The sequence below is a fragment of the Virgibacillus sp. GM2-2 genome (genome assembly GCF_055329585.1).
The window spans coordinates 354,564-375,030 of record NZ_JBUZWC010000001.1; the positions used below are offsets into that span (position 1 = coordinate 354,564).

Sequence of the window (20,467 nt, forward strand, 5' to 3'; positions counted from 1 at the left end):
ATAAAATTATAGTTAATTTCTGCAAAAAAGCAAGCACTTTTGGCTAATTTTTTTAAAGAAGTTTATTTCGTTCTATCTTTTCCCATAATAAGAATAATGTACACATTAAATTGGAGTTAATGCCTATGAAGCAATTCATTTTAAAATATAAACTTATAAGTGTTCTCATTGGAGCGTTTTTATTGTTCTTCACAAGTATTGGCGGAGTTTATTTCGCAAGCTTTTTACTTGGTCCACCACCGCTTAAAACCGAGCAAAACACAATCTATTATAGTACCGCCGGAAAGATAATTGGTGAGGAAAAAGGTGTTGAAAGCCGGTATTGGGTTGGGCTTGATGAGATATCACCTTATGTAAAAAAAGCGACACTTGCAATTGAGGATCAAGAATTTTACGAGCACAATGGCTTTGATTATTCACGTATTGCTGGTGCCATTGTACAAAACATTAAAAATATGTCCTTATCAGAAGGAGCGAGTACACTAACCCAACAATACGCTAGAAATTTATTTTTATCCTTTGAAAAAACGTGGACAAGGAAAATCAAGGAAGCATTCTATACCGTCCGTTTAGAAATGTATTATACAAAGGATGAAATCTTAGAAGGCTATCTAAACACGATTTACTATGGTCACGGTGCGTATGGTATTGAAGCAGCAAGCCGATACTTTTTTGGCAAATCTGCGGATGCGTTGACTCTTGCTGAAGCGACGATGCTTGCAGCAATTCCAAAAGGACCGACGTACTATTCACCTTTTAATAGTCTGGAAAATGCTACAAGGCGACAACAGAATATCCTAGAAGCAATGAAACAGCAAGGAATGATTTCGGAACAAGACTACTATTTAGCAACACGAGCACAGTTGGATTTTCAAAAGCAAAGTGAGCATGTGAAAAAAGCTGTTGCCCCATATTTTCAGGACACCGTCTTGCTTGAGGCTTCACGGAAATTAGATCTTGACCGGGAAAAAATTCGTTCTGGTGGGTATAAAATATATACCACCTTAGATGTAGGAATGCAGCAAAAGCTTGAAGAAAATGTACATGAAACGATTCGAGATGGAAGTGATATTCAGGTTGGGAGTGTGGCGCTTGACCCTGAAAACGGGGCAATTCGCGCGCTAGTAGGTGGAAGAGATTATAGTAAAAGTACGTTTAATCGAGCTACGCAGGCGAAACGAATGGCGGGATCATCTTTTAAGCCATTTTTGTATTACGCTGCTCTTACCCATGGCTTTACACCCGCAACCATGCTAATGAGTAAACCAACTTCTTTTACATTAGCTAATGGAAAGGTTTATCAGCCAAGCAATTACAATGGATACTACGCGTACAAACCTATTACATTAGCGCAAGCATTAGCACTATCTGACAATGTTTATGCGGTTAAAACTAACTTGTTTCTAGGCGTTGAAAAACTGATAGAATCTGCTCGCACCTTTGGAATTGACACAAAGCTTCCGCCAGTCCCATCGCTTGCACTTGGAACAGCTACTGTGACTGTAAAAGATATGGTTAACGGATACGGGATATTAGCCAATGGAGGCGAAAAAATTAACGCCCATACCATTCGAAAAATTGTGGATCGGAATGGGAATGTAGTTTTCGAGGCACCGAAGGAAAATGGCAAACAAGTGTTGGATAAACAAAAGGCATTTATTTTAACCGATATGATGAAAGGTATGTTTGATCATTCACTTGATGGATATATGTCTGTGACCGGGTCACCTGTAGCTAACCAATTAACGCGAGATTACGCTGGTAAATCTGGTACAACCGCTTCCGACAGCTGGATGATCGGATTCAGTCCACATATCGCAACTGGCGTTTGGATTGGTTACGATGACAATCGAGAAATAGACAAGGCAGCTGAAAATGGATACGCGAAAGATATTTGGGCTGGATTCATGGAAGCCGCCCATCAGGAGCTGCCACGTGTAGATGCAGATGCACCAGCTGGTGTTGTTGGAGCATGGATCGATCCTGTGTCAGGAGGAGTAGCAACCTCAGCCTGTCCAAATGGGACACTAATGTATTTTGAAAAAGGAAATGTTCCATTAAAAAAGTGTGAAAAGGATATTGACCCTAGTGAAAGAAATGTAGAAAGAAATCCGCCAAAAGACGAGCATAAAAAAGGCGTATTTGAAAAAATATTTGATTACTTGTTTTAAGTTGAGATAGTTGAAGGAATGTGTCGTGACTATTATGAGGTGGGCCCTACTTGATCTTGAATCACATTGTCGCCTGAGTTTAGTGACTTTTGGCCCGACTTAGATTCGATGCCTCCTGAGTTCAGTGACTTGTGGCCCAAGTTAGTCTCGATGTCTCCCGAGTTTAGTGGCTTGTGGCCCGACTTAATCTCGCTTTCTCCTGAGTCGGTGGCTTGTGGCCCGACTCAGTCACGTTATCGCCCAAGCTCATGGACTATTGGACCGAGTTCAGAATTCTGTCGCCTAAGTTTATTATCATCTAGATCTATCGCAACATATATTCCATAATTTCTTTCTGACGTTATAAAAAAATAGCCGACGCTCTGGTAAGGTCCGTCTTACCACGAGGTCGGCTACTTTTTTGTCCTAGTAATACATGTGAAAGTCCATGTACACATATTTTACAAATTCTTGTCAAAAAGTACAAGAATTTCAACTAATGTTCATGGTTCGTTCACAATTTGTTCATTATTTTGGTAGAACCTCTTTAAGTTCATCACTCGAGTTGTTCCACATTTCTTCGTTAAAATCGACCAGAAAATCCTTTAACAATTTCTTTGAATGATCGTCCATATGCTCAAGCATAATTTTACCCTTTAGCGACTTGTCCATGTGTGTAACGTGTTCAGGCATCGACTTATAGGCACGCTTGATTTCACGGTCAACACGAATTTCACTGCCACATACACCTGCATAATATGGGCCGTTTTCTCCCTTTTCAACGGTTACCCAAACGATCCAATACAGCTTACCATTTGGAACAGCATCTTTATCTGGCAAGAACTTCACACGACGCTCCACTTCACTACGCGCGTGCATCGCTCCCATATCAACAAATGCACGGTCCTCATTTGGGTCAATTATTACAGGAGACATATTTTCAAGACTAATCGCCCCAACACCATATCCACCATGGCCGTCAGTTGAATCGTCTTTAATTATTGTAAATGGATTTGTATTTTTTTTCGGTTTATCATCACTCATCGTAAGAACCTCCTTAACGCTTTCTGTCTATTGTAGTATAAGTTCTTTTGTTATTCCATTCAAGAAATGCCCTTTTAAATTAGGTTGACAATTGGATATTATTAAAAAAGTTCGCCCATCCGGACGAATTTTCTTCTAGTTTCGTTTCATTTGATCAATAAATTCCCAAGCCTCGGCGATTTCTTCTTCGCTAAAGTTTTGTTTGGGCTTAACGGTATGTATTTTTTCAACAATCTCCACTTGAGATAACCCATCGAAATACAACATCGTCGACACTAACTCCAAAAAGCGTGAACTCTTTCCTTTTAACAACTCAACTTGTTCATGCATATCTGGCATATCAAGTGTAAATTGTTGTAAAAAGTTTTGTCCGTTTTCCGTAATCGCATAATTATATTGATAATAATTGCTTTTATCCTCTTTCACTTCAGCAACAAAGCCAAGATTACAGAGCTCTTCCATCCGAAGCGTAAGCTCTTCTGAATACGGTCCATAAAAATGGAATTGATATTTTTCTTCAAATGGCACCTTACATTTTTGTAAAATATAGATCATTTTTTGTAGTTTTTTTCGTCCAGTAACTTCTTTTGCAACGTCAAAAAAATGCATTAGTTTCGCATGATTGGTCAACATTATTTATCCGCTCCTTGCGTCTTCAATAGTTCCATTATTCTTCTTTTAGTCGTGCTTTCCTCAAGTTCTTTAATCATATCGGCCGGGAAATATAGCTTATGATCGGTGCGTTTTTTTCCTGAAATTGATTCTACAATATCAGAATGACGTGATAACTCTTTTAGTTCACCACTTGGCATTAATAAATGAATTGGTAATCGTTCTTCTTCCTCTCCTGGGCGGTAAAAATCATACGGGAGGTCAGAAGAAGAATCCACCTCAAGATAGTACTCCGGATCAATTTCAACTTCTTGGAACAGTTTGTACAGCTCCATCCATTCTGTCATCTGTTTATTCGGATTAAATTCAATATATTTAAACAACCGGCGATTCATAAATCGCTCGCATAAATCTCGTAAAATAAAATCGTCTTCTTCCTGCCACAATTGGAAATAATACGATACAACAGATTCATCAAGCTTTAAATAGGCAGATAGGTCTACCTTCTCTTTAAAGAATGAAATGAAGTGCAATGGCTCTAGCTTGAATGTATAATCTGACTCGTATAAAAATTTTGCCCGGTGAAGAATTTTGGACAAAATAACTTCAGCACTTCGGGTGACAGGATGAAAGTAAACCTGCCAATACATTTGATAGCGACTCATGATATAATCTTCTACTGCGTGCATACCACTTGATTTAATAACGACTTGATCATCAATTGGACGCATAACTCGAAGAATTCGCTCCATATCAAAATGGCCGTAGCTTACGCCTGTAAAATACGCATCGCGTTGCAGGTAATCCATACGATCCGCGTCGATTTGACTTGAAATAAGGCTGACGACTAGTTTATCTTCGTATGTTTTTGCGATGACGTCTGCAACTTTTTGTGAAAAACCTTTTGAAACACGTTCCAAAATTTTATGTACTTCTGTATCACCAATCAAGATTTGTTGGGTAAAATACTCATGATCAAGCTTGAACACTTTTTCGAATGAATGGGAAAATGGTCCGTGCCCTAGGTCATGCAAAAGTGCCGCACATAAACATAACAACCGTTGATCTGTATTCCAGTGTTCTTTTCCGTCAAAGTTCGTAAGAATGCGGCGGACAATTTCATATACACCAAGCGAATGGTTGAAACGACTATGTTCTGCTCCGTGAAAGGTTAAATTTGTTGTTCCGAGCTGTTTGATCCGACGTAATCGCTGAAATTCGGGAGTAGCAATTAAATCCCAAATTACTTGATCCTTTACGTGAATGTAGCGGTGAACCGGATCTTTAAATACTTTTTCTTCATATAATTGTTCATCTTTGTACGCCATTTTTTCACAACCCGTTTCTATTCGACAATTTTGTTATATTATATAATAGATAGGCAAAGTTAAAAAGCACTAAAAGGGAGAAAATCATGCAATCTTGGAAAGAAATCATTCACCATCCGACGTTCCGCTATATGGATCAGTCGGATGATAAAATTTTTATAAATGAACCGATAAGTGCGTTAACATCCTTCGCAATTGATGATACGTTAGCACTTTCCGTTGGGGATGGTGACTCGGCACCAGCAATTCGATTATGGGTACATCCAAAAACGGTAGTTCTCGGGATTCCAGACGCTCGGTTACCGTTTATTGAGGAAGGTGTCGAGCTTTTATCGAGCCGTGGATATCATGCAATTGTTCGAAATTCAGGCGGACTTGCGGTAGCACTTGATGAAGGCGTCCTAAATATTTCGCTCGTGTTACCGGATGTAAAAAATATATCAATCTATGCGTGTTACGAAGCGATGGTTAGTTTTGTACAATACATGCTAGCTGATTTGACCGACGAAATTGAAGCATATGAAATTGTCGGCTCCTATTGTCCTGGTGACTATGATTTGAGTATCGGAGGAAAAAAGTTCGCTGGAATATCACAACGACGAGTGAAGGATGGCGCTGCTATTCAGATTTATTTAGATGTTGAAGGTCTGGGCCGGGAACGCGCTGCTTTAATTCGAGACTTTTATGAGGTTGGTTTAAAGGGAACCGAAACAAACTTTTCGTTTCCAAGCGTAGTACCGGAAACCATGGCTTCCCTGTCTGAACTATTACCAAGAAAAATTACGTTGGACGAGATGAAACAACGTGTTTATACGACGTTGGAAGAATTAAGTGAGACGATTGTTACAGATGACTTTTCCGAAAAAGAACAAGAAGTTTTCCAGAAGCGATTGGAGCAAATGAAAAAACGTAATGAAAAAATAGCAGCGATGTTGAAGCGATAATTTTATCGGACTCACGTTCCTCTATTTCACGATTCCTCCCCATATTTTCAACTTAGCGGACACCAGATCTCTTATTTGATGAAAATCAATGTGAAACAGGGGTGAAAACAGCAAATAAGGAATCGTGAGTCCGTTTGATTCCGCTATTTGGTTAATATTGGCCAAATAAGGAATCCTCTGTCCGCGATAAATATTTTTGAGATAGTCATGGCGTAGATTTGTATCAAATGCTTAGAATACTTGGCTAATCGCCAAGCCTTTATGGCGAAATCCGTAGCTGCACTTATGCAGTAAGAAAGGATTTATGCTTTCTTACCTGCCAAATAAGCTTTGTGGGCACATGCCCCTGCAAGCCACTACTATCCAGCTTGTACTGCTGTAATTAACGCTAAATTATAAACGTCCTCCGAACTACAACCACGCGACAAGTCGTTAACTGGTCGATTCAAGCCTTGTAGCACAGGACCAACTGCGTCAAATTCACCGAGACGTTGTGCGATCTTGTATCCTATATTTCCTGCCTCAAGACTCGGAAAAATGAACACATTCGCATCACCTTTCAGTGGTGAATCAGGAGCTTTTTTCACCGCAACATTTGGTACAAAGGCTGCATCAAACTGGAATTCACCATCAATCACTAAGGATGGATTTTTTTCCTTTGCAATTTGTAATGCCTCTGTTACACGGTCAGTTTCAGCAGATTTTGCTGAGCCTTTTGTTGAGAAACTGAGCATTGCCACACGAGGATCAACACCAAATAGTTCAGCTGTTACCGCACTCTCCACTGCAATTTCCGCTAGATCTTGACTATCTGGTGCGATATTGATCGCACAATCAGCGAAAACGTATTTTTCCTCACCACGCACCATCACGAATACGCCGGAAGTTTTTTTAATGCCTTCCTTCGTTTTTATAATTTGTAACGCTGGTCGGACGGTATCTGCAGTTGAATGAGCAGCACCACTAACTAGCCCATCTGCTTGATTCAGATAAACGAGCATCGTGCCAAAATAATTTTCATCAAGCAAAATTTTACGGGCTTCCGCTTCGGTTACTTTTCCTTTCCGACGCTCTACAAACGTTTCCACCATTAAATCAAACTCTTCAAATTCAGTTGGGTCCATAATCTTACACGATGAAATATCTACGCCCACTTGCTCGGCTTGTCTCTTAATATCACTTTTTGTACCAATTAAAATCGGTGTTAAAATACCTGCAGCGCTTAATTGGCTAGTTGCTGTTAAAATTCGTTCGTCCGTACCTTCTGGAAAAACAATAAATCTATTTGTTCCTGCTAATTTTCCTTTTAATTCTTCGAAAAAATTACTCATGACCAAACTCCTTTCTATTCGTAATGATACGTTAACCGATTACCTATGAAAAGCATTTCACCCAAGCTATGACAAATTCGTGAAATCAGCTTTAATAAAACCCTTATCCATGATTAATATTCCCCGATTATGGTATAGTAAAGCCATATAATACTATTTTTTTGAATTAAGGGAGCGATAACGAATGGCAGCTGAAGCAGTAGAAACCATGGATGGCTGGTATTGCTTACATGATATGCGTAGCATGGACTGGACTTCATGGAAGTTAGCATCTAGTGAGGAGCGTCAAGCCGCGATCGATGAATTTCATGCACTATTGGAAAAATGGGACACCGTGGAAGAAGCTAAGGAAGGAAGCCATGTTGTTTATACGATTGTTGGTCAAAAAGCAGACATTATGCTCATGATTCTTCGTCCAACAATGAATGAACTGAATGAAGTGGAAACTGCATTTAATAAGACAAAGTTCGCTGAGTTCCTACAACCAGCACATTCCTATGTATCTGTTGTAGAGCTTTCTAAATATTTCCCGCAGAAAAAGGATGTTGACCCGGAAACACTTCCAGAAACACAGGCACGTTTAAAGCCGATTTTACCTAAATGGGAGCATATTTCGTTCTATCCGATGGACAAGCGTCGAGCGGGTGAGGAAAATTGGTATTCGTTAGATTTCAAAAATCGCGCTAAACTTCTGTACGAGCACAGTAAAACTGGCCGCAAATACGCAGGTCGGATAAAACAAATTATTACAGGCTCTTTCGGATTTGATGATTGGGAATGGGGCGTAACACTGTTCGCTCATGACGCTTTACAGCTAAAACGAATTGTTTACGAAATGCGCTTTGATGAAGTTAGCGCGAAATACGGTGAGTTTGGGGAATTCTTTGTTGGAAACCACTTACCGAATGAAAAAATTGCTGCATATCTTCACGTATAAAAGATAAACCGTATCCACTATGCTGGATACGGTTTTATTTTGGCAGGTAAGTAAGGATAAAATCTTTCTTACTACATAAGTGCAACTAAGGCTTTCGCCATAAGGGCTTGGCGATAAGCCAAGTTTTCTAATAACGTCAGAAAATAAAGATGATGGTAGATCTTATAAGAAAAACTTCGGGCATTCGCTACTAATGGGAGGCGAATACGAGTTTTTCTAAGGTTTGTCACATCTGCCCATGTTCTAACATAGAATATCGAGCATATAATGAAATAGTATTGAGAAATGAGGTGACCCAGATGCCGAGAGTTGCTGCTACAGATAAGGGAGTGGCGCTTCTAGCACGGTTAATGCGTGCTGAGGCGGAGGGTGATGGGAAGTTAGGAATGCTAATGGTTGGAAATGTTGGAATCAACCGAGTTGTCTCCAATTGCTTAGATTTCACGCAATTATCCACCATACGCGACATGGTTTTTCAGAGCCCAGGTGGGTTTGAAGCTACACAAAAGGGCTATTTTTATCAACGTGCTCGTGAGATGGATAAAAACCTTGCACAAAAGGTAATTAAAGGCGGACGCTACCATCCAGCGTCATATGCACTTTGGTTTTTTAGACCTGAAGGAAGTTGCCCTGCGCAATGGTTTGATCAATGGAATGCTGGTCGATTTAAGTCACATTGCTTTTATGCTCCGTTATCATCAGTCTGTCCAGCGGTTTATTAATACCGCTAATTATACATCAGGAGGTTTTACACATGAGTGAAAATCAATACCCTTACTATTATTATCCGCAAATGTCTCCAGCTTATTATCCACAGTATGATTACCGCCAATTTAATGAGGTACAAAATTTTCAACCAGCACAGATGCCAGTTCCAGATCCAAGCGGTATGTTGCCAATTGAAGAATCCTACATCGAAAATATCCTTCGTTTAAACAAAGGAAAAAAAGCTACTGTTTACATGACATTTGAGAATAATCAAGAATGGAATGCACAAGTATTTAAAGGAATAATCGAAGCTGCTGGAAGAGATCACATCATTTTAAGTGATCCTCAAACAGGAAAGCGGTATTTATTATTAATGATCTATTTAGATTACATTACATTTGAAGGAGAAATAAATTATAACTATCCGTACCAATCAGGTGAAATGACTTCCTATCCACCGAGGTAAAAGGACAAAAGGATGACCCATACGGAATCTTTCCAACTATGTGTCATCCTTCTTTTATCTATGGTCTGTCTAGCAATGACTCCTAGCGAATTCCCAATCTATCTAATTGTACGTCGCTTGGCAGTCGCCTTCGCTTTTCTTTGGCTAGCTGCGGCTCCTAGCGTCTAGCAAATAGGTAGTCAGGATGAATGTAGGGAGAGTACACTCCACGTTTCACCTACCTATCTATTTGTACGTCGCTTGGCAGTCGCCTTCGCTTTTCTTAATTAGGAGGATTCCGATGAGACATCCATATGAAAAATTCATCCGATTAGAATTAATTTCGTTGATCCTTGCAGTAATAGCAGGGATAGTTGTAATAGTAAAAGGGTTTATTTTTTTAGCTATCCTTATCGTCTATTTAGTCGCGTTTGGTCTCTGCTTTGAGGCAATGATTGAAATAAACACGCACAACCGCAATAAAGCGTTTAAGCATTTTTTACAAGCTATATTACTGCTTGTGTTTATGAGTTATATCGTGTTCCAATTATAAATATTTTACAACACCATAACCTAGTAAAATCCAACCAATTAAAAATGCTACCCCGCCGATTGGAGTAATCATCGCAAAAGTTTTTACTCCTGTCGTTGAATAAACGTACAAGCTTCCTGAAAATAAGACAATCCCTATGAAAAACAGCCATCCTGCCCAGAGCATTCCACCACTTTGAAACTTTGCCAGCAATAGTCCAGTAACAAATAAAGCCATCGTATGGAACATCTGATACGTTACTGCCTTTTCCCAAATACCTAACATTTTCTCTGAAAGTTTACCTTCTAAACCATGTGCACCGAACGCTCCTAAAGCTACTGCTAAAAATCCGTTAATTACTCCAAGAATTAAAAATAATTTCATCTTTACACCTCTCGTATCAAATAAGATTAAAAATCAAAAATAGATTTGCCATTTGCATCATCATGATCAATACTAGATTCATCTCGACGATGATGGTTATCGGTTGTTTTCGTATTACCTAGCATTGCTTTCATCTCGTCATCCGAAATATCTTCTATTTTAGTAGAATCCTTTTTCGGGTAATCCTGTTTTCCCTCTACTATCAGATCACTTAATAGTCGCACATGCTCTATATGTTTCACCATTTGCTGGTAATTTTCATGATTTTGTTGCGCCTGTTTTAGCTCGTCCATCATTTTTTTCAATATCGTTTCATTCGGAACCGCCATCAAAAGCCCTCCTCTATCTTCCATTAGTATAACATGGATCTGGCCCATAAAATATTACGAACAAATGAAACCAAAAAAGCCCTGGATTTTGTCCAAGACTTTTTTCATTCGTTATTATTATGCATTTATGCGTTCATTTTGATTTTGTTCCTCTTGATAGCGCTCATACATCCAATACAGGAAGTTAAGTTCCTTTTCCTGAAGTGGCCGTCCAAGCTCTTCTTTCGTATCCTCTAATACAGTTAAAAAGCTCTCCATCACGCTACTTATCCCCCTAATTTGCCATTAGCGAAACTATAATCTTTTTTCATTGTACATGGAAATTAGAAAGGAATCAATATAAAATATTAATAATTTGCCAAATTTACAGAAAACAATATATATCGACAAAATTTACTAGCTAGAATGGGAATAATTCATCACTTTATACGCCTTATTTAGTCGATCCTTATACGCAATATGTTCGCGTTTAAACTTTGTCGGACTATCAATTCCAGCAACGGCAGACAATTCAAATATGCCTTCTCGTAGCGACAATAGATAGTTACAAACGCGGTATTTTTTCTCTTCAATGCTTAACGCTTTTTGCAAGTCGGGATCAGTAGTCGTTACTCCAACAGGACAGTTGTTTGTATGACATACCTGTGCCATTATACAGCCAACAGAAAGCATAAACCCTCGTGCTATATTGATTAAATCTGCTCCAAGTGCAAGTGCCATGACAATTTTATCTGGAGTAACGAGCTGTCCAGAAGCGATAATTTTAGTCCGTTCCCGTAGTCCGTATTTTTTCAACAAATCATCAAGTAACGGTAGTGCTGCATAAGTTGGTAGACCGACAGATTCTGCTAATTCGTAGTAAGTAGCTCCAGAACCACCATTTCCACCATCGATTGTAATGAAGTCTGGTACGATATCAAGTTCCTTCATTGCCTTTACATAGCTCTCTGCTTGGCTTTCATCACCGATTACAATTTTCGTTCCAACTGGCTTTCCGCCAACGTCTCGCATTCTATCGACAAACTCTAGTAATCCTTTTGCATCATCGAATTCTTTAAATCTATTTGGACTATTAATTGTTTCCCATGGTTCTACGTTACGAATTTCTGCAATTTCTTCCGTAACTTTTTTTCCTTCCACATGTCCACCACGTTGTTTGGCCCCTTGAGCTAGTTTTATCTCAAATGCTTTCACCTGATCAATTTCACTTTTTTTCTTGAAAAGCTCCCAAGAAAACTCGCCATCTTTGGTGCGCACCCCAAATAACCCCGCACTAATCTGCATAACAATATCAACATCGCCTTTTTGATGGTATGGGGAAATACTTCCTTCTCCTGTATTCATCCACGTTCCACCTGCCATGCCGAGTCCTTTTGATAATGCCGTAATTGCGTGATCTCCTAATGAACCAAAACTCATCGCAGATTGACCAATTAGTCCTTTTATTTTAAACGGTTGTCGTACGGTGTCTTTTCCAAGGATAATTGCATCGTCGTCGGTAAGGTAAAACGGATTGAGCACATCCTCTGCGTGATGTTCTTTTCTACTAAACAATTTTTCATTATCGATGGTATAGAGACGTGTTTTAATTTTAGGTTCTTGGTCAATTCTTAACTCCTCCCTTTGCTTGGGAAACATATGATTAACCATGTAAAAGCCTTCTTCATTAAAATTACGTTCCGATCCATAACCAATCATTCGATTATTATATTTTGCTGATTTATATACAAATTCAAATTCTCTTCTGTTGAATGGTTTTCCTTCGTTATCATTATTGAATAGATATTGACGAAGCTCGGGGCCAATTTTCTCAATCATATATCTGACTTTCCCAAGTATCGGGTAATTTCGTAGTACGGAATGTTCTTGCTGCTTTGAGTCATGTACATATACACGCAAAATAAAGAATAATGGTATAAGTACAACCAGGGCTATAATCGCGATTATACTAATCAATAATCCAATTTCCACTCTATTCACTCCTCACTTTTTAAATTTCTTTTTTAGTAAACTTGTTGTTTTAAAGCTGTTTAATGCATGTTAGACGTAAACTGCGAACTAAAGAAAATTCATGTCTTTTAATCCCGCTGGACAAGGAAAGCTTCCCTGAAAAGGCATCGAACGAAGAAAAAGTGATTTTCTTTTTCGAGGAATTGACTACCCTCCGCTCCAATTAACTACTAAAATAGAAGATAATTATGTTTTGGTTTTTGTCAAATATCGTACAAATGAAATAAGAGGGCGCAATTCCAGCTAAGGAAAAACATGAAGACTCCTGCGGGAAAAGCAATGTTTTCATGCGAGGAGTGAAGCATCTCCGAATTCACTTGCAACACGACGAGCAACAGCTGAAGACCCCACAGGAAGTGGTTTTCTTCCGAGGAGGCTGAAGCGTTGCCCGCGGAAAGCGAAATGTTTTTCCGTAGCGGTAGGTTATCTTCTATCTGAGTAGTTCGCAATTTACTTCAATTGTAAACGAAACATTCTGAACGGATAGTACGCCAAGGACACTGCTTGGTATCGGACTGAGGATGCCTTATTTACCTTATTTACTTTTATTTTGAGGGTTAACGGACATACGATGCCTTATTCGACTAAAAAACATGATTTTCAACTGTTTTTACCCAAATAAGGAATCCTGAGTCCGATAACAACCGCATCTACCCTTATTTTTCACAAATAAGGAATCGTGTGTCCGCTAGCTGACATCCTTCATGCAATCTTTCCAGTACGCTAGAAAATGTTACTTTACTAGACTTGCCCGCAATGGAATTATCACTAGTTCGCAATTTACTTCAACTGCGCCCCACAGCAATACGAACACGACCTATATTAAATATGGTAGGTACACTATCAAAATAATAAATACCCAAATCACATCGACAAAGTGCCAGTAATATTGAAAAATCCGCTGCTTTTCGATGTATAAAGCATAGGGGATAGTCATTCGTTTAAACTGAATGAGTAATAGAATCATCCAACCAATACCAAAAGTGACGTGGGAGGCATGTAATCCAACAAGTACGTAAAATGAAGACATGAAGACATTGGCTGTTAATCCGTTGCCCTCCATTACGTATTTATAGAATTCATGTATTTCTAGCCCTAAAAAGGTAAGGCCAAACAGTAACGTTACACCAAGTCCAATAACAATTTTATACGTATGTCGTTTATCCAATCCTTTTTCAGCCAGAAGCAATGTCCCACTGCTTGATAATAAGAAAACTGATGACAAGATTACACTTTTTGCTTCAAATAACTCGTTTGGCTTTGGAATATTTGGAGGCGGAGTAAAAATTAAATACGTTGCAAACAGTGTTCCAAACATGACACTTTCCACAAATAAATAGATAAAAAAGCCAAGTCGTTTGTCTCTGAATAACGCTTCCTGATGGTTATTCATTCGTTTCCGCCTCCTCTCGATAATCATTAATACGTTCATCTGTTACCGAACGGATAATAAATAACGCAAAGACTACAATCCCACTTAAGATAGCTAGCCAATACCATTTGTAAATCATTCCGATACTAAATATAGACATCGTTACAGCTATTAATAACGGTTTAATTGTAACCACATCAATTGGTGCTGGGCGAGTGTCCGTAGCGGTTTCTAGCTTCCTATTGTCCATTTTTGCATACCAAAGCGGATCCATTTCCTTAACTACTGGCATCGGCTCAAACGTATGCTCTTCGGAAGGTGATTGAACGGTCCATTCTAACGTTCGACCGTCCCACGGATCATTGCCAACTTTCTTGCCATGTTTATGTGTTTTGTACACGTTCCATGCGACGAATAGCATACTGCTCCCCATTAAGAAAGCACCGATTGTACTCGTTAAATTTAGGGCGTAAAGCCAGTCGCCATAGCCGTACGTATAAACACGTCTTGGCATTCCTTGTAAACCAGTAATATGCATTGGTAGAAATGTCATATGAAATCCAATAAGAAACAGCCAAAAATGCCATTTGCCTAACTTTTCATCTAGCATTTTTCCTGTAAATTTCGGATACCAATAGTACAAACCAGCAAAAATCCCTAATATCGTTGATCCGATTATTGTGTAATGGAAATGCGCGACAACAAAGTGTGTATCATGGTATTGAAAATCTGCTGCAGCAACAGAAAGCATAACACCGGTAACCCCACCCATAACAAAGGTAGGAATAAACCCTAACGAAAACAGCATCGGAGTTGTTATTCGAATTACACCACCGCGCATCGTAAACAACCAATTAAACACTTTAATTCCAGTTGGTACCGCGATTAACATTGTCGTAATCGCAAAGAAAGTATTAGCTAAAGGGCCAAGCCCAACGGTAAACATGTGATGGACCCAAACCATAAATCCTAGAAAACCTATTAATGCCAATGATACTACCATCATGGGATAGCCGAAAATACGTTTTTTGGAAAATGTTGTAATGATATCAGAAAATATTCCAAATGCCGGGAGTGCTAGTATATATACCTCCGGGTGACCAAAAATCCAGAATAGATGTTGCCAGAACAGCGGACTTCCCACATCTCCGGAGAAGAATCCTGTTCCAAACATACGATCAAACATTAATAAGTAAAGCCCCATCGATAACACCGGGAATGCAACTAAAATTAAAAACGAAGTAATCAGTGTTGACCATGGGAATAACGGCATTCTCGTTAGCTTCATTCCAGGTGCACGATGTCTAATAATCGTAACGATCATATTAATAGCCGTAAAAATCGTACCAAGACCGGAAACTTGAAGACTAAACACATAGTAGTCATTTCCTACACTTGGGGTAAACGTATCGGTGGATAGCGGAGCATAGCCCGTCCATCCTGCATTTGGTGCACTATTTAAGAAAAATGCCAAATTGAACAAGATAGCACCTGCTAAAAACAACCAAAAACTAACTGCATTTAAAAATGGAAACGCTAGGTCGCGTGCTCCGATTTGCAGCGGTACCGCAATATTCATTAGACCAATTAACAAAGGCATTGCTACGAAGAAAATCATCATCGTTCCATGTGTCGTAAATAATTCATTATATTTATCTTGCTGGAATACCCAAAATTCATTGTGTGGTTGCGCTAGTTGTAGTCTAATTAATAACGCATCAATCCCAGCACGAAGAAAAAACAATACACCAAATAGCACATACAACGTTCCTATTTTCCGATGATTCGTTGTACGCATGTAACTCCAAATAAGCGGTAGTTTTTGTTTTTTTAATACATAGATCACAAGAAGTATTCCTAGAACGATCGTCAGTCCCCATGCCGCTACAACATCCGAAGGGATAAACATCGTTTTTCCGAAAAATGGTATCGTCATTGTAATCACCTTCTGTTTGTAAGATTGCTAGAAAATTAGTTTGTTAACCATTCCTCATATGCCTCGTTTGAGACAACCTCAGTCGTGAACTGCATTTTTGTATGTTGTACACCACAAAACTCAGCACATTTTCCTTCATACGTACCTTTTTCAGGATCTACTATTTTGTAGATTAACTCTTTACCAGGTAGTACATCCGTCTTCCCCGCTAACTGAGGGATCCAAAATGAATGAATTACGTCCTTTGATAACAAATGAAACACGATGGTTTTATTTTCCGGAATAACCAGCTTGTTTTTTGTCTTTTTCCCATTCTCGTATTCGAATTCCCAATAGAACTGTTGACCCGTTACGTGTACATGGACAGCCTCGTCCTTAACTGCTTGAGAAGACCTTACTGCCGATTGGTTATATGTAATGGCAATAGTTGGAACTGCAAGCACGACAAGCAATAGAATGGCGAGTGTTGTCCACGTAATCTCAAGCTTTTTATTGCCTTTCACATCTTTTGGCAAGGTTTCTTTATTTTCTTTCGTTTCACGATATTTCCATATAAAACGAGCCAGCAAAATAAATACAATGATTAACACAATCATCATGAGACCAAAACTAAACCAAACCAAAAATGCTTGAGCTTCACCTGTTTCACTCTTTGGATTCAAGACGGTGATATCACACCCTGTTAACAGCAATAACGCAAGTAACATAAGATATTTTTTCATTGGTAATCATCAGCCTTTTTTCGTGGGATAGTAATAAGGCTATTACCGTTTATGTTGTCTAGTAAACTTAACGATTAATTAATAGGTTGCTTCCAGACTAAAAAGAAAGGGAGTTTTCCTGCCATAAGGTTTTTTATCAAAAGAAAAGACTGCCCTTCTATTGGACAGCCCCTTAATCATTCATCTAATTTTAATTTCGTTTCCAACTCTGTAATTCTAGCTCGAAGTTCGTTAACATCTTCTTTCGTAGCAAGTCCTAAATCTTTAGCCATTGCTTGTGTCTGTTCGTATTGTTTCGCGCTCCACTCATCCTTTGTGGATTCCCCTTTATCGAGGAAATTTTGCATGACTGTTCTAGCCTGATCGCGCGTTAATTCATTTTTATCGACCATTTCCTTTAGCTTTCGATCAAATTTTTCTTTGCTGCTTACTGCTGCGCCAAGTCCTAATAAAAATCCTTTTTTCAAAAAGTCACTCATTGTCATACCCTCCTATTTTTATGAACGTATCATTCGATAGTGCTTTGTTAATAGATATACTAATGTAATAGAAAAAACACTTGCTATACTATATCCAATTACGTTGTGAACATAGATTCCTCCAATAGCTATACTAAAGCTCATTAGCTCTGTTAGGATAAAAAATTGATGCAGGTGCTTAGCTTGCTGTTTTTCCTTTTCCCATTCTCTATTCTTTTCCCCATTTTCTAGCCAGCTTAACATTGCCTTTGGAAATGATAGAATTGGCTTCGTTGCATCCTTTGCAACCTGCTTATAAATAGAATCAGTAAAGCCTTTTCCTCCGATCCACTCTTTAATTTTTGGCGTTGCCCATTTTTCAATATCAACATCCGGATAAATACTTACAAGTAATCCAAAAACAATGGATAGAGCTCGTCCCAAATAGGCATAATCTGCAGATAATTGAATTGGTTGATCGCTAATAAATAACCGGATGTCATCCTTAATCATTTCCATTGTATGTGTGTCCATCTTTGTAAATGATCCTTTTTGATACATTTCAATTGTTTTCTTAATCATTTTTTTCAGTTTTGCGCGGTTTGCATTTGGGAGAACAAAATTCATATCATCTAATGTGTTCACCACTTTATCATAATCATCCATGATAAGACCTTGAATTAACTGCTTAAAGTAGTGCGTATCTTGTGTTTGTACTTCCCCAACCATACCGAAGTCAATGATAACAATTGTGCCATCAGCTCGAATCATAATATTTCCTGCATGTGGATCAGCATGAAAATTGCCAGCGTGTAAAAATTGATCCAAATAAAAGTCAAAAAGTGTTTTTGCTGTTTGCATGACATTAATTTGATGTTTATGCATATAGGCTAAATCTGTTATTTTTGCCCCATCTACCCATTCCATAACGATAACTTCTTTTGTACATAGTTCCTCAAAATAACTTGGTATATGAATCGAGCTATAACTCTCATAACGATTTTTGAAATACTTTCCGTATGCTAGCTCTTGTTCAAAATCTAATTCACGATCCATCACATAGATTAACTCATGGTATAAAGCGTTTAAGTCCGCTTTTTTCCCAAAGTTTGTCAAGACTGTAATCATCCAAAACACTAATTTCATTGCTTTGAAGTCCATGTGAAAGATATCTCGTACACGATAGCGTTGAACTTTGATTGCAACTTCTGTTCCATTGTGTAGCTTTCCTTTATATACTTGTCCGATTGAAGCCGAAGCTATTGGTTCTTCTTTTAATTCAACTAAATAACGATCAATAGTTCCGCCCCATTCTTTCTCCATTAACGATCTCGCATAAGAAAAGGATGACGGTGGAACATGATCGACCAATCCTGATAATTCTTGAATAAATACCTCTGGCATAAAATCAGCTCGAGTGCTTAAAAATTGCCCTACTTTTATTAAGACTCCACCAAGTTTTACGGCAGTTTCCCTATATTCTTTCGCTTGCCTCTTTAGCAATGCGTTCCACTTTCGTCTTGTTCGTTCATCCCATATATGATGCCGAACGTGGAAGAAAGAGATTTGAAATATGAATTTAAACGTCATCCAAACAATAACGGTACAACGATATATAACATTGAATTTCAACCGATTTTCCACATACAACACCTCTCCTACCTTTACCCATAATATGCGTTCATTGAAACTTCTATCACTTTTCAACAAAGTTAGTGGTTGTCGAAATAATAGTGCTTTAGACCTAATGAAACAAGTATGATGTCGAGGAAATAGTCCTTATTTACTATTCTTAATTTTTTGAATATTATTCAACTTTTGTTATACTAGTAGCTGTAGCGCTTCATAATCGTTACATAAAAAAACAGGGGAGGTTCGTTATGAAGAAAAAGCTAATAGCAATAACATCTACAATCGGTTTAGCTTTATCGTTAGTTTTACCTAGTGCTAGTTTAGCAGCAACTAGTGCTCCAGGTGACACGGTAAAAAACTGGGATGTGGAAAGATATGGTGATGTGAAAGATATCACTTCTCAACTAAACAAACTTTCAGAGGATGAAGATTTTCAGAAAGAAGCAAAGCAAAAGATTAAGGAAGCTGCGGAAAAACTAAACGATGGGCAAACTGACGGACAGGCTACCGCGGCGAATGATGAACACTTCACGTTTGACGGTGGCACAAAGCTTTTTCTAAACAGAAATTTGGCTTTTCAGGAGTATACGCTACGTAGCGTCGGTGAACACGTGGAAATCTGGGTAGCAAATGATCTAAGCTTCCCTGAAGGTGACCCTCGACCACCTCAAGTTGTTACACAAGAACAAGTGGACAAACTGGCTGCTGAATTTGACTCAAATATTTATCCTACAGTGACTGACTTTTTCGGTACACCTGATTCATTAGATGGTAGTAACGCAACTGTAACAGAAATCGTGGGATTGCCAGATGATTACTATGAAACTGGGAACGACAAAATACAGATGTTAGTTAGTAACATACCAGATGAAAACTACAACGACCCGTCTTATCCATTTTTTGTTGCAGGATTTTTCTGGCAAACAATGGAAAACTACATGGACAGAAACATTATCTCAATCGATTCAAATAATTGGGAAGAGCGTCTAGAAAATACGTTCTACAGCACTACTATCCATGAGATGCAACACCTGATCCATGCAGATAATGATGGAGATGAGACTACATGGTTAAATGAAGGATTCTCCACTTTCTCTGAGTATTTAGGTGGGTATGGTCACAGTACTGGTTCGATAAACTTCCTACTAGATCACCCGGAAAATTCACTAACCAACTGGGACGAGCATGTAGATGCTGAAACTGGTCCTGAAACAATTGCAGACTATGGTTTAGTTTATCTGTTTACACTATATAATTACGAGCAGTTTGGCCAAGACTTCATCCTTGATGTAGCGAAAAGTCCATTAAATTCAATTGACAGTTACAATCAAGCATATAAAGAAAACGGCATTGACGAAACGTTCCAGAGCGTTTATGAAAAGTTCGTAACTGCTGTATTAATTGATAGCGACAATGTTAAAGGTAAAAAAGGTCTATATGATTTCGAATTAATCGATTTACGCGACTCCCAGTCAATGATGAAGGTGATGTTCGTGGAACAACGGTTAATTTTGAACAAGCAAAGCTTTATGAAAAAGATGGTGTTCCTGCATGGGGCGCAGATTATAAAGTATTAGACTTTGATGGTAAAAT

At 38.6% G+C, this 20,467-nt stretch carries 20 protein-coding genes; 7 read left to right on the forward strand and 13 right to left on the reverse strand.

The window, feature by feature from the left end; all coding sequences use genetic code 11:
- Window positions 1–125 precede the first annotated feature (125 nt).
- The gene (locus ACY9Z2_RS01550; protein WP_463607837.1) at window positions 126–2,171 is read left to right on the forward strand and encodes a transglycosylase domain-containing protein; all 2,046 of its coding nucleotides are present in this window, start codon (window positions 126–128) and stop codon (window positions 2,169–2,171) included.
- 507 nt (window positions 2,172–2,678) lie between these two features.
- On the opposite strand, the gene ACY9Z2_RS01555 is transcribed toward ACY9Z2_RS01550, so the two are convergent.
- From ACY9Z2_RS01555 to ACY9Z2_RS01565, 3 genes are all read right to left on the reverse strand, one after another.
- On the reverse strand, window positions 2,679–3,194 hold the full coding sequence (locus ACY9Z2_RS01555) for a YwhD family protein (RefSeq protein WP_463607838.1): 516 nt from the start codon (window positions 3,192–3,194) through the stop codon (window positions 2,679–2,681).
- Between the two features lie 135 nt (window positions 3,195–3,329).
- The gene (locus ACY9Z2_RS01560) at window positions 3,330–3,827 is read right to left on the reverse strand and encodes a YwgA family protein (RefSeq protein WP_463607839.1); all 498 of its coding nucleotides are present in this window, start codon (window positions 3,825–3,827) and stop codon (window positions 3,330–3,332) included.
- Window positions 3,827–5,134, reverse strand: coding sequence for an HD domain-containing protein (locus tag ACY9Z2_RS01565; RefSeq protein ID WP_463607840.1), 1,308 nt, complete (start codon window positions 5,132–5,134; stop codon window positions 3,827–3,829). The genes ACY9Z2_RS01560 and ACY9Z2_RS01565 overlap by 1 nt, the downstream gene beginning before the upstream one ends.
- A gap of 86 nt (window positions 5,135–5,220) precedes the next feature.
- Between ACY9Z2_RS01565 and ACY9Z2_RS01570 the strand changes: the two genes are divergently transcribed.
- On the forward strand, window positions 5,221–6,078 hold the full coding sequence (locus ACY9Z2_RS01570; RefSeq protein ID WP_463607841.1) for a lipoate--protein ligase family protein: 858 nt from the start codon (window positions 5,221–5,223) through the stop codon (window positions 6,076–6,078).
- Between the two features lie 359 nt (window positions 6,079–6,437).
- On the opposite strand, the gene pta is transcribed toward ACY9Z2_RS01570, so the two are convergent.
- Window positions 6,438–7,409, reverse strand: coding sequence for a phosphate acetyltransferase (pta, locus tag ACY9Z2_RS01575; protein ID WP_463607842.1), 972 nt, complete (start codon window positions 7,407–7,409; stop codon window positions 6,438–6,440).
- Window positions 7,410–7,593: 184 nt separating this feature from the next.
- Between pta and hemQ the strand changes: the two genes are divergently transcribed.
- The 4 genes from hemQ (at window position 7,594) to ACY9Z2_RS01595 (ending at window position 10,052) form a co-directional block, all read left to right on the forward strand.
- Window positions 7,594–8,346: a hydrogen peroxide-dependent heme synthase gene (gene hemQ, locus ACY9Z2_RS01580; RefSeq protein ID WP_463607843.1), complete on the forward strand. Its 753-nt coding sequence runs from the start codon at window positions 7,594–7,596 to the stop codon at window positions 8,344–8,346.
- Between the two features lie 299 nt (window positions 8,347–8,645).
- On the forward strand, window positions 8,646–9,068 hold the full coding sequence (locus ACY9Z2_RS01585) for a cell wall hydrolase (RefSeq protein WP_463607844.1): 423 nt from the start codon (window positions 8,646–8,648) through the stop codon (window positions 9,066–9,068).
- 32 nt (window positions 9,069–9,100) lie between these two features.
- Window positions 9,101–9,520, forward strand: coding sequence for a spore coat protein GerQ (gerQ, locus tag ACY9Z2_RS01590; RefSeq protein ID WP_463607845.1), 420 nt, complete (start codon window positions 9,101–9,103; stop codon window positions 9,518–9,520).
- Between the two features lie 280 nt (window positions 9,521–9,800).
- On the forward strand, window positions 9,801–10,052 hold the full coding sequence (locus ACY9Z2_RS01595; RefSeq protein ID WP_463607846.1) for a hypothetical protein: 252 nt from the start codon (window positions 9,801–9,803) through the stop codon (window positions 10,050–10,052).
- Here the strand turns inward: ACY9Z2_RS01595 and ACY9Z2_RS01600 are convergent.
- The 9 genes from ACY9Z2_RS01600 to ACY9Z2_RS01640 form a co-directional block, all read right to left on the reverse strand.
- Window positions 10,047–10,415: a DUF423 domain-containing protein gene (locus tag ACY9Z2_RS01600; RefSeq protein WP_463607847.1), complete on the reverse strand. Its 369-nt coding sequence runs from the start codon at window positions 10,413–10,415 to the stop codon at window positions 10,047–10,049. The two genes, ACY9Z2_RS01595 and ACY9Z2_RS01600, sit on opposite strands and share 6 nt — an antisense overlap.
- Window positions 10,416–10,441: 26 nt before the next feature.
- Window positions 10,442–10,744 carry a DUF5327 family protein gene (locus ACY9Z2_RS01605; RefSeq protein WP_463607848.1) on the reverse strand — a complete coding sequence of 101 codons (303 nt, stop codon included), beginning with the start codon at window positions 10,742–10,744 and terminating at the stop codon, window positions 10,442–10,444.
- 117 nt (window positions 10,745–10,861) lie between these two features.
- Window positions 10,862–11,005 (reverse strand): hypothetical protein, encoded by a 144-nt coding sequence (locus tag ACY9Z2_RS01610; protein ID WP_463607849.1) that lies wholly within the window; start codon window positions 11,003–11,005, stop codon window positions 10,862–10,864.
- A 135-nt stretch (window positions 11,006–11,140) separates the two neighbouring features.
- A complete protein-coding gene (locus ACY9Z2_RS01615) occupies window positions 11,141–12,715 on the reverse strand; it encodes an FMN-binding glutamate synthase family protein (protein WP_463607850.1) in 1,575 nt (524 codons plus the stop codon).
- 856 nt (window positions 12,716–13,571) lie between these two features.
- Entirely contained in the window at window positions 13,572–14,147 is a 576-nt protein-coding gene (locus tag ACY9Z2_RS01620) for a cytochrome c oxidase subunit 3 (RefSeq protein ID WP_463607851.1), read from the reverse strand.
- Complete coding sequence (gene ctaD, locus ACY9Z2_RS01625; RefSeq protein WP_463607852.1) at window positions 14,140–16,062, reverse strand: cytochrome c oxidase subunit I; 1,923 nt, start codon at window positions 16,060–16,062, stop codon at window positions 14,140–14,142. Before ctaD ends, ACY9Z2_RS01620 begins: the two co-directional genes overlap by 8 nt.
- A 35-nt stretch (window positions 16,063–16,097) precedes the next feature.
- Window positions 16,098–16,784: a cytochrome c oxidase subunit II gene (gene coxB, locus ACY9Z2_RS01630; RefSeq protein WP_463607853.1), complete on the reverse strand. Its 687-nt coding sequence runs from the start codon at window positions 16,782–16,784 to the stop codon at window positions 16,098–16,100.
- Window positions 16,785–16,960: 176 nt separating this feature from the next.
- Window positions 16,961–17,263, reverse strand: coding sequence for a phasin family protein (locus tag ACY9Z2_RS01635; RefSeq protein ID WP_463607854.1), 303 nt, complete (start codon window positions 17,261–17,263; stop codon window positions 16,961–16,963).
- Window positions 17,264–17,281: 18 nt separating this feature from the next.
- Complete coding sequence (locus tag ACY9Z2_RS01640; protein WP_463607855.1) at window positions 17,282–18,886, reverse strand: ABC1 kinase family protein; 1,605 nt, start codon at window positions 18,884–18,886, stop codon at window positions 17,282–17,284.
- Between the two features lie 236 nt (window positions 18,887–19,122).
- Here ACY9Z2_RS01640 and ACY9Z2_RS01645 point away from each other — a divergent pair, with 236 nt between their 5' ends.
- Complete coding sequence (locus ACY9Z2_RS01645) at window positions 19,123–20,451, forward strand: hypothetical protein (protein ID WP_463607856.1); 1,329 nt, start codon at window positions 19,123–19,125, stop codon at window positions 20,449–20,451.
- The last annotated feature ends 16 nt before the right edge of the window (window positions 20,452–20,467 follow it).

Bases quoted from the DNA above. Each gene is read 5' to 3' on its own strand.
- ACY9Z2_RS01635 (WP_463607854.1), bottom strand. From the start codon at position 17,263: ATGAGTGACTTTTTGAAAAAAGGATTTTTATTAGGACTTGGCGCAGCA.
- ACY9Z2_RS01560 (WP_463607839.1), bottom strand. From the start codon at position 3,827: ATGTTGACCAATCATGCGAAACTAATGCATTTTTTTGACGTTGCAAAA.
- ACY9Z2_RS01570 (WP_463607841.1), top strand. From the start codon at position 5,221: ATGCAATCTTGGAAAGAAATCATTCACCATCCGACGTTCCGCTATATG.
- ACY9Z2_RS01555 (WP_463607838.1), bottom strand. From the start codon at position 3,194: ATGAGTGATGATAAACCGAAAAAAAATACAAATCCATTTACAATAATT.
- ACY9Z2_RS01605 (WP_463607848.1), bottom strand. From the start codon at position 10,744: ATGGCGGTTCCGAATGAAACGATATTGAAAAAAATGATGGACGAGCTA.
- ACY9Z2_RS01595 (WP_463607846.1), top strand. From the start codon at position 9,801: ATGAGACATCCATATGAAAAATTCATCCGATTAGAATTAATTTCGTTG.
- gerQ (WP_463607845.1), top strand. From the start codon at position 9,101: ATGAGTGAAAATCAATACCCTTACTATTATTATCCGCAAATGTCTCCA.
- ACY9Z2_RS01620 (WP_463607851.1), bottom strand. From the start codon at position 14,147: ATGAATAACCATCAGGAAGCGTTATTCAGAGACAAACGACTTGGCTTT.
- coxB (WP_463607853.1), bottom strand. From the start codon at position 16,784: ATGAAAAAATATCTTATGTTACTTGCGTTATTGCTGTTAACAGGGTGT.
- ctaD (WP_463607852.1), bottom strand. From the start codon at position 16,062: ATGACGATACCATTTTTCGGAAAAACGATGTTTATCCCTTCGGATGTT.
- ACY9Z2_RS01600 (WP_463607847.1), bottom strand. From the start codon at position 10,415: ATGAAATTATTTTTAATTCTTGGAGTAATTAACGGATTTTTAGCAGTA.
- pta (WP_463607842.1), bottom strand. From the start codon at position 7,409: ATGAGTAATTTTTTCGAAGAATTAAAAGGAAAATTAGCAGGAACAAAT.
- ACY9Z2_RS01645 (WP_463607856.1), top strand. From the start codon at position 19,123: ATGAAGAAAAAGCTAATAGCAATAACATCTACAATCGGTTTAGCTTTA.
- hemQ (WP_463607843.1), top strand. From the start codon at position 7,594: ATGGCAGCTGAAGCAGTAGAAACCATGGATGGCTGGTATTGCTTACAT.
- ACY9Z2_RS01565 (WP_463607840.1), bottom strand. From the start codon at position 5,134: ATGGCGTACAAAGATGAACAATTATATGAAGAAAAAGTATTTAAAGAT.
- ACY9Z2_RS01550 (WP_463607837.1), top strand. From the start codon at position 126: ATGAAGCAATTCATTTTAAAATATAAACTTATAAGTGTTCTCATTGGA.
- ACY9Z2_RS01585 (WP_463607844.1), top strand. From the start codon at position 8,646: ATGCCGAGAGTTGCTGCTACAGATAAGGGAGTGGCGCTTCTAGCACGG.